This window comes from Dyadobacter chenhuakuii (assembly GCF_023821985.2).
In the GTDB taxonomy this organism is placed as follows: domain Bacteria; phylum Bacteroidota; class Bacteroidia; order Cytophagales; family Spirosomataceae; genus Dyadobacter; species Dyadobacter chenhuakuii.
Window position 1 is genome coordinate 82,794 of sequence record NZ_CP098805.1, and the last position, 11,862, is coordinate 94,655.

Sequence of the window (11,862 nt, forward strand, 5' to 3'; positions counted from 1 at the left end):
CCTTGCGGAAAAATTTATGATCTTTACCAGCTAGATGGTCATTGTTCTTCCCACATTTCTCGTTTTACAGTGTACGCCGAACCGGTGGTTTTCCGTACTCTTAGAGCCTTTCCGGTCCTGAATATTGGTATCTATATCATGGCAATTTAGTTCTGAAATTTTCATGCAAAAGAGTCCTGCAGATTACATCGGAGATCCGATTCCAGGCCCATCAGGTATGTAATAAAACGAACAAATTTTTAAAAAATCTAGAATCATCCCAAGCTTTAGGCACAGCCGGGCATATTCAAACCGCGGTTAAAACAAACTCGGGCTGATTTTCGATTTTATGCGATTCTATATCCAATAGCGGCTGTTTCGTACAGTTAGGGTAAATAGGTATTGATTAAATCGTAGTTCTGCTTTCGCATTGTTCACTCGGGATGCGCTTACTGAGATGGCCAGCTATAATAATAAAGAATCCGACTAAATGAACAGAATGCTGTCTATCTGACCTCTATTAAGCATTATGATACTCTGAAATCTTTTTAATCATACTTCAGCTACCCATTCAATACTATTTCTTTGTAGTCTGATTTTTTGATCCTGTTCCATTTTCTTTAATAATCTTGATATTACCTCTCGAGAAGTATTGAGATCATTGGCAATCTGATGATGGGTAATTAAAATCTGACTGGTCTTAGTAGTTCTAAACCGATTTTTCAGATAAAATTCCAGCCTTTCGTCCATGCCCTTAAATACTACATTGTCAAATACGACCAGCAGCTCTTCAAAGCGGGCCCGGTAGTTGGCAATGACAAAGTAGTACCAGGTTTTATATTTTTGCATCAGCTCGTCCATTAACTGGATCGGGATCAGAATCGCAACAGTATCTTCCAAGGCTTTGGCCATGATCTCACTAGCCTCTTGTTTGGTATTACAAATCATCGACAGGGCGCATGCGTTTCCTGGTTGAAGATCATAAACGAAGGCTTCCTGTCCATCATCTCCCTGACGGTAAAGTTTTACTCTCCCGCTTCCAATAAGCAAGGTGTGTTTAATGTACTGTCCGGCCCGCATGATTACTTCTCCAGCTGGAATCTTTTTCAGGCTGCATTCCCGGATAAGGTGCTGTTTTAATTCAGGCTCGAAGTCCGCAAAAACGGTATCGAGATAGTAGGAAATATCTTCACTCATAACTAGCTAAATGATTAAGCGAGGCATAAAGTCATAAAAAAAATGCACCCTAAAAGGTTCCGAAATGCTGGATATACAAGTTTTGGGACATAACAAATATTTATTCCCATATGTGACCTTTATCACTTTCCCGGCGCTTGACACTTCTGATTTTTGCAGCATAAACAATGCAAAAAAATGGAAATCATCGCCTACATAGCGTCTATATTTATTGGTATCTCATTGGGTATGATCGGTGGGGGAGGCTCCATTTTGACTGTGCCGGTCCTGGTCTATATGTTCGGTATTAGTCCTTTGGTATCAACGTCCTACTCGCTGTTCATTGTCGGATCCACCAGTCTTGTTGGAGCATATAGCAATTACCGGAAAGGTGCAGTCAAAATCAAAACTGCACTGCTCTTTGGAAGCACATCGATCACAACGGTTTTCCTCACGCGTAAGTTTTTAATTCCGTTGGTGCCCCATGATCTTTTTAGCATCGGAGCCTTTCAGATCACCGAACCTTTACTGACGATGGTGCTTTTTGCTGTCTTAATGGTAGCGGCATCGGTGGGCATGATCAAAAGCAAGGAGCGAAAACCAGGGTGTTTGGAGTGTGACTTAAAAGGTAATATTGCCCGGATGCTTTTAAGCGGCATTGGGATTGGACTTACTACGGGATTTCTGGGAGCAGGGGGCGGGTTTTTGCTGATACCAACATTGGTATTGATCCTGGGCATGCCTATGAAGGAAGCTGTGGGCACTTCGCTTCTGATTATCACGCTGAATTCGCTGATTGGTTTTGCAGGCGATATAGGAAATTTCGTGATTGACTGGGCTTTCCTGTTGAAAATCACTGGTATAGCCATGGCAGGGATTTTAATCGGGGGCCTCTTAGCCAAAAGGGTTAATGCTACTTCTTTGAAGAAGGGTTTTGGCTGGTTTGTGCTGGTGATGGGGATTTACATTATATCCTCCGAGCTGATGCATCTCAAATAAATTTCTGATCACCTGCCAAGAAGGTGAAAATGATTTTCATTTTTTTTCCGCAATGTGACTCTTGTCACTGACCAGCCATCTAAACATCCTGAAATTTGTATAGTTAATTCAAAAGGGTTGAAAAATCAAAAGATCATCAATATGAAAATTGAGCAAATTTATACCGGCTGCCTCTCGCAAGGAGCCTATTATATTGAAAGCAATGGGGAAGCTGTGGTAATCGACCCACTGCGTGAAGTTGAGCCCTACATCAACCGTGCAGAACAAAATGGGGTAAAGATAAAATATGTCCTGGAAACGCATTTTCATGCGGATTTTGTATCAGGCCACATTGACCTGGCTGAAAAAACCGGTGCGCAAATCGTTTTTGGTCCGACCGCTAAACCCGGCTTTGATGCGCTTGTAGCCGTGGACGGCCAGGTTCTGATAGTGGGCGATGTGTCGCTTACGGTACTGCATACACCCGGGCACACCATGGAAAGCACCTGTTATCTTTTAAGTGATCAGCAGGGAAAACAGGTTGGCATTTTTACAGGGGATACCCTGTTCATTGGCGATGTTGGGCGTCCTGACCTGGCACAAAAAGTATCCGCTGAACTGACACAAGAAAAGCTTGCAGAGCATCTGTTTGATTCCCTGCGTTATAAGATTATGCCACTTGCTGATGATATTATTGTCTATCCGGCCCACGGCGCAGGAAGTGCGTGCGGTAAAAACATGAGCAAGGAAACAACCGATACATTGGGTAGCCAGAAAACCTCCAACTATGCCCTCAGACCGGATATGACCAGGGAAGAATTTGTCGAAGAAGTTACGGGTGGGCTGATGCCGCCTCCGGCCTACTTCCCTGAAAACGTATCGATGAATATCAATGGCTACGAAAGCATTGACAGGGTTCTTGAAAGGGGCGCCCAGGCTTTGCATGCGGCGGCTTTTGAGGCGGTGGCAAACCAAACTGGCGCGCTCGTCCTTGATACCCGGGATGCAGAAATCTTTGCAAAAGGCTTCGTTCCTAACTCGATCAATATCGGAATAAATGGAAGCTTTGCTCCATGGGTAGGGACGCTTATTCCAGACATCAAACAAAGCATATTGATAATAACCGAGCAGGGTAGGGAAGAAGAAGTGGTGACCCGTCTTGCGCGTGTGGGCTATGACCATACGATCGGATATTTAAAAGGCGGGATCGATGCCTGGGTCAAAGCCGGTAAAGAAACCAGCCAGATTCAGTCAGTAACCGCTGACCAGATGAGTCAGCGCTTGAAAATTGACCCTGCCATCGGCGTGCTGGATGTACGTAAGGCAAGTGAGTTCCGCTCTGAGCATATGCTGGATGCAGAAAATATCCCCTTGGATTATGTCAATGATCACCTGGCGCAGATCGATAAAAACAAAACGTACTTCGTACACTGCGCCGGCGGTTACCGGTCCATGATATTTAATTCCATACTCAAAGCACGTGGATATGATAATATGATCGATGTCAGGGGCGGTTTCAAGGCAATACTGGAATCAGGTAAGTTTCAAGTAAGCAACTATGTTTGTCCAAGTACATTAAACGGCTAGGTTCCAGGTTTATAACGGCGGGGCCTGGGATAAGCTCAGACAAAAAAATCAATAAAAAAACATCTTTAAACTATTATGCTGGAAATTATAAAACAGCCCTGGCCATGGTATGTGGCCGGGCCGCTGATCGGGCTAACAGTGCCTGCACTTTTAATACTGGGTAATAAGTCCTTTGGGATTTCATCATCGCTCCGGCATGTTTGCGCCATGTGCGTCCCAGCTAAAATCCCGTTTTTTCAATACGATTGGAAAAAGGAGTTGTGGAATATGTTTTTTGTGCTGGGGATTTTTTTGGGAGGGATGATAGCGGTGACATTTATGGCTAACACTGAACCAGTCGAGTTGAACCCGTCATTGGTAAAAGAGCTCAGCATTTATGGTGTTACTGATTTTTCATCGCTCGTCCCGGTTGACCTGGTCAGTTGGAAAAAGCTTTTGACGCTACCCGGTTTTATCATGATGGTTGGTGGTGGGTTTCTGGTAGGGTTTGGTGCGCGTTATGCCGGAGGCTGCACGAGCGGTCACGCAATTATGGGACTTGCTACCCTGCAATGGCCCTCATTGGTAGCAACAATATGTTTTATGATTGGTGGATTTGTCATGGCAAACTGGATATTGCCTTTTATATTATCATTGTAATTCAAAAAATGGAAAATTCAAAGCAGGTTAATTTTATACAGCAGCGTGAGCATGACATCCGTACAACGGATTCAATATGCATCAATGAGAGCCAAAAACAACATAAATGGTATTATAACTTAAAATACCTTGCGGTTGGATTACTTTTTGGCGTACTATTTGTGAAAGCAGAAGTGATCAGCTGGTTTAGGATCCAGGAAATGTTCAGGCTGCAATCGTTTCATATGTACGGCATTATTGGAAGCGCCGTACTGGTCGGGATGATTTCAGTGTGGCTTATCAAACGGTACCGGATCAAAACCATTTCAGGGGAAGCTATCATCTTCACCGATAAGAAATTCAATAAAGGACAAATTTATGGAGGCCTATTATTTGGGCTGGGCTGGGGTTTGACCGGCGCTTGTCCGGGACCCTTGTTTGCACAGATCGGTATGGGGGCAACTGTTGTAATCGTCACGCTAATTAGCGCAGTGGCAGGAACCTGGGTGTATGGCCGGTTTAGGGATCAATTACCTCATTAGTTTCAGTAAAGAGTTGAATTAAAAAAAAGATTTTGTTATGAAAATCCAACAATTCGAAGATAAATACTTGGCACATTACAGTTATGCCATCCTAAGTGAATGCGAATCAAAAATGGTATTAATTGATCCGGCCCGGAATTCAGAGCCTTATTATGCGTTTGCAAAAGAGCATCAAGCCCAGATTATCGCTGTAATAGAAACGCATTCACATGCCGACTTCGTCAGCAGTCATCTGGAAATTGCCCAGACCACGGGTGCTGCCATTTATGCGGAAAAGCGCTGAGTGATGCTTCTAGCAGCAGTATGGGAGAGCAAAAGAGAGAGAACTGGTCCCTGCAACCTATGAGTCATAAGGCTTTTGTACGACAATTAAGCTCTGATCAGCCCTTTATTCCAGGCTATTTTCCTTTTAATGTCGATCTTAACAAAAAAGGCGCACCAGCATTTGGGGATAGTATTGGTAAAGTAAAGCTGGCTTGCCAAGATCAAGGAAGCTTTTGTATTAAACGGTGGGCAGCAAACTATTCAGCCTTTGGACCTGGAAGATTTTAGGGCTCATCAGGACAAATACACTATTGTTGACGTAAGAAACAGCTCGGAAGTATCTGAGAATCCAATTTTCAGTTGTAGTATTTCGATTCCGCTGGCCGATTTGAAAAGCAGGATTGATGAAATCCCTCATGATAAGCCGATTGCAGTACACTGCGCGGGTGGATACCGAAGCGCTATTGGCAGCTCATTGATTGCTTCGTTAATTGGGGAAGGCAAACCGGTATATGACATTGGAGAACATATTAAAGAGTTTGATGAGCAGCCCGCTGTTGAATAGAGGTTATATTTCGCAATAATTTTCTATTAGTTCAACTAAGACAGGCAGTATGCTCTTACTTGTATATAGCAAACTGCCGGGATGCCTGACCTAATACCGTTTCATTTTGCAAAAGCCTTGTATTTAGCATTTTCATGATAGTTACCTCCATTTTTGCATATTAAGCAAGTATTTAGCTTTCATAGTTCCTAAACTGAAATACCGTATACAGTAAATAGTTAGATTATTTCCAAGTTGTCTTAGGTAATGTATTTGAAAATGGCTTTAAGCTTTGTGTGCAGAAAATTTCCATACTGCTTCTCAGAAGCTTCTCCCAATACTGTTAAATTGAAATCAAAAATCTTAATAGGAGATAATATTATGAATAGAAAGTGGGTCTCAGCATCAAATATAATCACGGCAGTGATGGTGGTATTTCTAGCTGCTATGGTTATTAGCCCTGAGATAAAAGCTTGGACAATCCAGGCGCTAATGAAGGTAGGTTTGTTTCAGCCCAAAATTAACAAACAATCCAGCCAGGTCTCTGCGCCTTTACCAAATGTTTCTTTCCGGGACGGTAACGGAAAAGTGGTTGATCTAATCTCATTGAAAGGAAAAGTCGTATTCATCAATTTCTGGGCTACCTGGTGCCCGCCCTGCATTGCCGAAATGCCCTCCATTAATGCTTTGTACAGCAAATTCAAGGATAACGAAAATGTAGCCTTTTTAATGGTCGATGTGGATGGCAATTATCAGAAGTCGGATAACTTCATGAAAAAAAACCATTTCACTTTGCAGGTATTAAGCCCGGCTAGTGAAATACCACCCGTATTTATGCAGGGTGCTGTGCCTACCACGGTGATTTTGAATAAAGAAGGCAAAATGGTTTATCAGCAAGAGGGAGCAGCGGATTATAATAGCACCGAAATGGTCGATTTTATCATTGAATTAACTCATTAATTAAGGCTAACAAGTATTATGAAAATGGATATACGTTGTGGCAAAATGCTACTCTTGCAAAGCAAAGGATATTCAAGTATTATTGATGAAAACAGGCTTAGAGTCCAGCTCCTCCAAGAATTTGCAACTCTTGCCCTCTGGCGGGTTGTCCATCCAGGATTGGCATCGCTTTACTTATTAGCTCTCTAACGCCATTTACATTTAATGAATTATCATGATCTTCTTTGCTGTCCCAAATTTCCGTAACGTAAACAGAATTCAGCTCATTGGCCTCCTTTCCGATTGCATAAATCTTACACCCTTTCGCGGTCGATATAAGACTGGATGCCTCTAATAGAATTTTTGCAAGTTCGTCGGCATGGCCTGACTTTGCATTTAACTTTCCGTGGAGCAGATACATGGTTCGTTGTTTATACTATTAATGATTTATCGAAATATACTTAAAAAGTTATGTGCATTCCCTAATTTTAATCTGTCCACTACCTCATAAGTCACGCAACTTGGGCAAAGTGTAGTATGTGAACCTTTTAAAAAAATTCATAAATCAGTGCTTGTGAAATGGATCACCTGGAAAATGTGTGTTGTTGTCTTAAGGCGAAATTGACCATCAAGATCAGCACCGGCACTTCGATCAGCGGCCCGATCACTGCTGCGAACGCAGCTCCTGAATCAATACCAAATACTGCAATTGCAACTGCAATCCCTAATTCGAAATTATTGCCTGCCGCAGTAAATGCCAGTGAGGTAGATTTTGAGTAATCTGCACCTGCTCGTTTCGAGAGATAAAAAGCAGAAAAAAACATGATTACAAAATAGATTGTAAGTGGAATTGCAATGCGCAGTACATCAAGCGGAATTGTAACAATCAGCTGGCCTTTTAAACTAAACATGACCACAATCGTAAAGAGCAATGCAATTAGCGTAATTGGGCTGATGGCTGGTAGAAATTTCTTTTCATACCAATGGTTGCCAAAAAACCTGGTCAACACTTCCCGAGAAATGATCCCGGCCAGAAATGGAATACCTAAATAGATAAAGACGCTGTAAGCTACTTCACCAATAGTAATATTAACCGCCAGGCGGCCCTGCTCGAAACCTTTCAGCCCAAACAATGATGGCAGCAGCGTCACGAATACATAGGCATATATTGGGTAAAACAGCACTTGAAAGATGCTGTTAAATGCAACCAGCCCAGCCGCATATATACGGTCGCCGCCTGCCAAGTCATTCCATACAATCACCATTGCAATACAGCGTGCAATGCCAATCAGGATCAAACCGGTCATATAGTCCGGCTTGTCGGGCAGAAACAAAACAGCTAGCCCGAACATAAGCAGCGGGCCTACTATCCAATTTTGCAGCATAGACAAACCGAGAATGCGACTATTTTTGAATACCTGCGGAAGCTCCGTGTAGCGCACTTTTGCGAGCGGCGGGTACATCATCAGGATCAAACCAATGGCTAGCGGCACATTGACGCCCGAGCCTGAATTAAACTGATTGATAAAAGCGGGTGTGCCTGGGAATAAATACCCGATGGACACGCCCAGGATCATGGCCAGGAATATCCAGACCGTCAAATAGCGGTCGAGAAAAGAAAGCCGTTTTTCTTGCATGGGGTTTTTCATATCAATTATTTCCAGCTACCAAGCTGCGGCGTTCCAAAAACAGAACGTCCCGCCAAATTCCATTGCGTTTCCCTAACTTCTCACGGTATCCAATCCGGCGAAACCCTTGCTGCTCATGCAGTGCAACGCTTGCTTTATTTTCAGGGAATATTTGCGCCTGCAATGTCCAGAAACCTAGTTTTTCACTTAGCGAGACCAGGGAGGATAGTAGCGCACGACCAATACCGCGCCCATGATATCCGGAATGAACATAAATGCTCGTTTCAGCCACCCCGCCATATACGCACCGGCTGGAAACAGCTGATAGCATTGCCCACCCTATAACCTGGCCGTTATCGTCGGCCACAAGCTGCAGTTCATCTAGAAACTTCCCTTTCAAGGCTTCGGCTTCCGGCGCTTGCGTTTCATACGTTGCATCGCCGGTGTCAATGCCCTGCTGATAGATCTCTTTGATCGCTGGCCAGTCCGCTGCAATGAGGGTACGAATAATGAAAGCCATTAGACAGGCAAATTTTGGTTAATAAACTCACGGCTATATTCTTTGATTTCATGCTGTACCCTGCGGAATGATGTTGCCAGATCTTCGCCTGGCCGGTCCGCCGGTGCGGTATGTCCGGGATCGGAAAAGCTCTGGTGGATCATCTGACCGGCTGACGGAAAATAGGGGAGAAATTAGTAATTGTAAAATAGCCACCCTTGCCGGATGAGCAAATGCCTTTGCCAGATCTGCAATGCGGTTTTGTTGCTAAGTAAATATTTCAGTTTTCGTAACTCCCATGCTGCAAACATAACATTATAAATTACATATCGCAATATTACGATACAAAACCCATCATTTCGAAGTAATAGATTTTATCTATGGCAAATGGTAGCAAGTTTAATCGGTCGTTTAAACGAAATTTTGCCAATTTGCCATTTTAATGATCACGATGCCAGAAATGGCTAAAATAGTACATTTTAGTAGTTCTGATAGGCGTTATGATGTACTCATGAACTATAAGGTCTTATATGGGCAATTGTCAGAAATTTATTAGGAGCAGCACATTTAGTCCGGTATTTGATTTTCACGTCAATTGTTTGGTTACCTGAGTACACCAGGTTTACATATAAGCTTTCTGCAGATGTGCTATGAACATCGATAACAGCCCACTGATTTAACGCTGTTTAAATTATACAAAGGGATGGATCTAAATTAAGTCAGCATCGGTTTGGACTTTTTTTTCGAATGTTCAGACCGTCCAACTTATTTAGGTTTATATCTGAAATAATGATGAAGGACTCTTCTGGAGTATTATAAAGATAGTCTAGGGCTGATAGTACTTTGTCTTTTAATGGCTCAGGAGTTCGTCTATTTAACTGAGTCGAACAACCTTTCGGCCATTTTTTGATCGTGCCCATAGATGTCCTTTCTGAAATTAACTTTGCCGTTGTGGTCTACCCAGGCAGTAAAGTAACCGATGAAAACAGGTATTTCGTTGCTGCCACGAAGACGCACATATTTCTCTTTGCCGCTATTCATCGCTATGGTTATTTTGTCGGTTGTCCAGGTTGAGTCACTGCGCAGCAAAAACTCCGCTAGTTTTTTGGGCTCCGACAGCCGGATGCATCCGTGGCTGAATGCGCGCTGTGATTCTGCAAACAAATTTTTCGAGGGAGTATCATGCAAGTAAATATTGTAACTATTGGGAAAGAGAAACTTGACCAGTCCTAATGAATTGGATTTGCCAGGCTTTTGCCGGACACTGCCTCCATTCCACTCCATATTGTGCCGCGCCAAATAGTTTTTATTGCGTTTGATGCCAGGCAAGATTTCCCTTTTCAATATGCTGGGTGGAACATTCCAGTAAGGACTAAATACGATCTGGTTTAGCTTGCCCGAAAAGATGACCGTGCTATGGACCTGTGAGCCTACCACAGCATTCATGCTGAACGCGAGCTGCCCCTTTTCATACATATGCAGCCGGTATTCAGGAATATTAACCAGTATATAATCTGTCTCAGGAGCCGCTGGAACCCATCTGATCCGTTCCATATTAATAAGCATTTGGCGAATCCTTTCAGCCACGGGCACATTCAGTTCCTTGAAAAACGCCGCACTGATCTGCCCGGATGCTTTAAGCCCCATTCTGGTTTGAAACGAACGTACGCCATGAAAAAGGGTGGAATCAAAAAGATTGGTTGAATCTGCCTGTTTTAGGTCTTGCAGCAATGCCAGCCGTCTCTTGATTTCAGGTATTTCTGCGGATGAATCGCCTAATTTGAGCGTTTTAGTTGAATTTATTTCTTTCCAATCTTGATTGGCAAGCGGATGATAGATTTTAAGCTGCTCTGTAAGCAGGTTATACTGGCGGTTCACCGGTTCATACGAAGCCAGGTTTGCCCCTTTGTTCTTCAGCAGGGAATCTAAAAATTCAGCTGGATTTACCTTTTTACGGGGTATAAACCAGTCAAGGTCCTGAATGTTGATATTCCTGTCGCCTGAATACGCCTTTTGGGTATACCTGAAAAAATGTTCCGTTAATGCCAGTTCAGTCTTAATTACAAGCGTATCTGTTGGGATAATGTGATTTCGTAATCCTAATGTATCAATGCTAGCCAAAAGTGCCGGGTCATAGAGAGAGCTATCACCTGAAACGTAGATATAGTCATTTTGCAGGGCCAGGAATGTAGGTACAAACTCGGCCATCCCATCAGGGAAAAACCAGGCAAATTGATAGTTACGGCGGTTATAAAAGCTCTGTAATTTGTTGACCAGGCTATCATCCACGCTATGTGATTGAACAAAGCCAGCCAATGCAGTAGTGTCAATGAAAAGTTGAGTAAATGAATTCTCAATTTTGATTGATGTGTCCCTTTTGGCAACTTCGGGCTGCTTTTTCTCCTGCTTTGTCTGACAGGAAGCGAGCATCATCAGCATCATCACAAAAACGAGCGATGCGTTTATGCGGCTAATTAAATGTACTGGAATTTGGTCCCACATATTATTAAAATCTCCGTCGTTCAGGTGTATATTTTATCATTGATCCACCATTGAGCATTCTTAATGAGCATACCGAAATGGACGTAAAATGCCCCGACTGCCAATAAAGCAAATGCTGTCCAGATAATCAATCTGTCCTCACTGAATAAAGGGTTGTAGATATTGACCGCAGAAAAGAAACTTCCTGTTACTGCCCAAAGCAATAACCAGGGCCAATCGTTCAAACTTTTCTTTTTGGCTTGAAAGGAACGGGCAATCAGCAAAACGCTGCGCGTTAAAAGCCAGACCCCAGCAAATAAAGGAAGAGATATTGCGGCCAAAATCGGATTGGTCATGAAAATGATTCCAAAGATTAAGTCCAAAATTGCCCCGGCCAGAAACCAGCCCCAACCTTTGAAAAACCTGCGGTTTTCTATGCAAAAAGCAAGCTCGCAAATGCCGCTGATCATCAGCATAGCTGAGAAAAATATGCTGAGCTCATCGTATGTAATGGACGGATTCCGTGCCACATATACGCCGGCACCGATTAAAGCGGCTCCCGAGAGCATAAATATCCACCAGTAGTGAATAGGGTGCTGTGCTTGCTTGCTGATGATTGTCATTTCG

14 protein-coding genes and 1 pseudogene are annotated in these 11,862 nt (G+C 43.1%); 8 read left to right on the forward strand and 7 right to left on the reverse strand.

Features of this window, described 5'->3' with window-relative positions:
- Positions 1-531: 531 nt before the first annotated feature.
- Positions 532-1,176 carry a Crp/Fnr family transcriptional regulator gene (locus tag NFI80_RS00350; RefSeq protein WP_235164264.1) on the reverse strand — a complete coding sequence of 215 codons (645 nt, stop codon included), beginning with the start codon at positions 1,174-1,176 and terminating at the stop codon, positions 532-534.
- Between the two features lie 177 nt (positions 1,177-1,353).
- Between NFI80_RS00350 and NFI80_RS00355 the strand changes: the two genes are divergently transcribed.
- The 8 genes from NFI80_RS00355 (at position 1,354) to NFI80_RS00390 (ending at position 6,648) form a co-directional block, all read left to right on the forward strand.
- Positions 1,354-2,154: a sulfite exporter TauE/SafE family protein gene (locus NFI80_RS00355; RefSeq protein WP_235164265.1), complete on the forward strand. Its 801-nt coding sequence runs from the start codon at positions 1,354-1,356 to the stop codon at positions 2,152-2,154.
- Positions 2,155-2,295: 141 nt separating this feature from the next.
- Positions 2,296-3,720, forward strand: coding sequence for an MBL fold metallo-hydrolase (locus NFI80_RS00360; protein ID WP_235164266.1), 1,425 nt, complete (start codon positions 2,296-2,298; stop codon positions 3,718-3,720).
- Positions 3,721-3,795: 75 nt separating this feature from the next.
- Positions 3,796-4,359, forward strand: coding sequence for a YeeE/YedE family protein (locus NFI80_RS00365; protein WP_235164267.1), 564 nt, complete (start codon positions 3,796-3,798; stop codon positions 4,357-4,359).
- A gap of 8 nt (positions 4,360-4,367) precedes the next feature.
- A complete protein-coding gene (locus tag NFI80_RS00370; protein ID WP_374760347.1) occupies positions 4,368-4,880 on the forward strand; it encodes a DUF6691 family protein in 513 nt (170 codons plus the stop codon).
- A 37-nt stretch (positions 4,881-4,917) separates the two neighbouring features.
- The gene (locus NFI80_RS00375) at positions 4,918-5,163 is read left to right on the forward strand and encodes an MBL fold metallo-hydrolase (protein WP_235164269.1); all 246 of its coding nucleotides are present in this window, start codon (positions 4,918-4,920) and stop codon (positions 5,161-5,163) included.
- Between the two features lie 59 nt (positions 5,164-5,222).
- Entirely contained in the window at positions 5,223-5,432 is a 210-nt protein-coding gene (locus NFI80_RS00380; RefSeq protein WP_252172085.1) for a hypothetical protein, read from the forward strand.
- Positions 5,413-5,709, forward strand: a complete 297-nt coding sequence (locus NFI80_RS00385) for a rhodanese-like domain-containing protein (RefSeq protein WP_235164271.1) — start codon at positions 5,413-5,415, stop codon at positions 5,707-5,709. The genes NFI80_RS00380 and NFI80_RS00385 overlap by 20 nt, the downstream gene beginning before the upstream one ends.
- Before the next feature lie 258 nt (positions 5,710-5,967).
- Complete coding sequence (locus tag NFI80_RS00390) at positions 5,968-6,648, forward strand: TlpA family protein disulfide reductase (protein ID WP_235159601.1); 681 nt, start codon at positions 5,968-5,970, stop codon at positions 6,646-6,648.
- 97 nt (positions 6,649-6,745) lie between these two features.
- Here NFI80_RS00390 and NFI80_RS00395 read toward each other — a convergent pair whose 3' ends face one another.
- The 6 genes and pseudogenes from NFI80_RS00395 to NFI80_RS00420 all read right to left on the reverse strand — a co-directional run bounded on the left by NFI80_RS00395 (position 6,746) and on the right by NFI80_RS00420 (position 11,858).
- On the reverse strand, positions 6,746-7,048 hold the full coding sequence (locus NFI80_RS00395) for a putative quinol monooxygenase (RefSeq protein WP_235159602.1): 303 nt from the start codon (positions 7,046-7,048) through the stop codon (positions 6,746-6,748).
- A 163-nt stretch (positions 7,049-7,211) separates the two neighbouring features.
- A complete protein-coding gene (arsB, locus tag NFI80_RS00400; protein ID WP_235164272.1) occupies positions 7,212-8,264 on the reverse strand; it encodes an ACR3 family arsenite efflux transporter in 1,053 nt (350 codons plus the stop codon).
- A 13-nt stretch (positions 8,265-8,277) separates the two neighbouring features.
- Positions 8,278-8,775, reverse strand: a complete 498-nt coding sequence (locus NFI80_RS00405; protein ID WP_235164273.1) for a GNAT family N-acetyltransferase — start codon at positions 8,773-8,775, stop codon at positions 8,278-8,280.
- A gap of 168 nt (positions 8,776-8,943) precedes the next feature.
- Positions 8,944-9,054, reverse strand: a pseudogene (locus NFI80_RS00410) (transcriptional regulator); the annotation flags it as partial.
- A gap of 570 nt (positions 9,055-9,624) precedes the next feature.
- Positions 9,625-11,256 carry a L,D-transpeptidase family protein gene (locus NFI80_RS00415; RefSeq protein WP_235164274.1) on the reverse strand — a complete coding sequence of 544 codons (1,632 nt, stop codon included), beginning with the start codon at positions 11,254-11,256 and terminating at the stop codon, positions 9,625-9,627.
- A gap of 20 nt (positions 11,257-11,276) precedes the next feature.
- Positions 11,277-11,858, reverse strand: a complete 582-nt coding sequence (locus NFI80_RS00420; RefSeq protein ID WP_235164275.1) for an HdeD family acid-resistance protein — start codon at positions 11,856-11,858, stop codon at positions 11,277-11,279.
- Positions 11,859-11,862 lie beyond the last annotated feature (4 nt).

What these genes read in the sequence shown, in the direction of transcription:
- arsB (WP_235164272.1), bottom strand. Translation starts at nt 8,264, where the DNA reads ATGCAAGAAAAACGGCTTTCTTTTCTCGACCGCTATTTGACGGTCTGG.
- NFI80_RS00365 (WP_235164267.1), top strand. Translation starts at nt 3,796, where the DNA reads ATGCTGGAAATTATAAAACAGCCCTGGCCATGGTATGTGGCCGGGCCG.
- NFI80_RS00370 (WP_374760347.1), top strand. Translation starts at nt 4,368, where the DNA reads ATGGAAAATTCAAAGCAGGTTAATTTTATACAGCAGCGTGAGCATGAC.
- NFI80_RS00350 (WP_235164264.1), bottom strand. Translation starts at nt 1,176, where the DNA reads ATGAGTGAAGATATTTCCTACTATCTCGATACCGTTTTTGCGGACTTC.
- NFI80_RS00380 (WP_252172085.1), top strand. Translation starts at nt 5,223, where the DNA reads ATGAGTCATAAGGCTTTTGTACGACAATTAAGCTCTGATCAGCCCTTT.
- NFI80_RS00390 (WP_235159601.1), top strand. Translation starts at nt 5,968, where the DNA reads ATGGCTTTAAGCTTTGTGTGCAGAAAATTTCCATACTGCTTCTCAGAA.
- NFI80_RS00415 (WP_235164274.1), bottom strand. Translation starts at nt 11,256, where the DNA reads ATGTGGGACCAAATTCCAGTACATTTAATTAGCCGCATAAACGCATCG.
- NFI80_RS00395 (WP_235159602.1), bottom strand. Translation starts at nt 7,048, where the DNA reads ATGTATCTGCTCCACGGAAAGTTAAATGCAAAGTCAGGCCATGCCGAC.
- NFI80_RS00360 (WP_235164266.1), top strand. Translation starts at nt 2,296, where the DNA reads ATGAAAATTGAGCAAATTTATACCGGCTGCCTCTCGCAAGGAGCCTAT.
- NFI80_RS00405 (WP_235164273.1), bottom strand. Translation starts at nt 8,775, where the DNA reads ATGGCTTTCATTATTCGTACCCTCATTGCAGCGGACTGGCCAGCGATC.
- NFI80_RS00420 (WP_235164275.1), bottom strand. Translation starts at nt 11,858, where the DNA reads ATGACAATCATCAGCAAGCAAGCACAGCACCCTATTCACTACTGGTGG.
- NFI80_RS00375 (WP_235164269.1), top strand. Translation starts at nt 4,918, where the DNA reads ATGAAAATCCAACAATTCGAAGATAAATACTTGGCACATTACAGTTAT.
- NFI80_RS00355 (WP_235164265.1), top strand. Translation starts at nt 1,354, where the DNA reads ATGGAAATCATCGCCTACATAGCGTCTATATTTATTGGTATCTCATTG.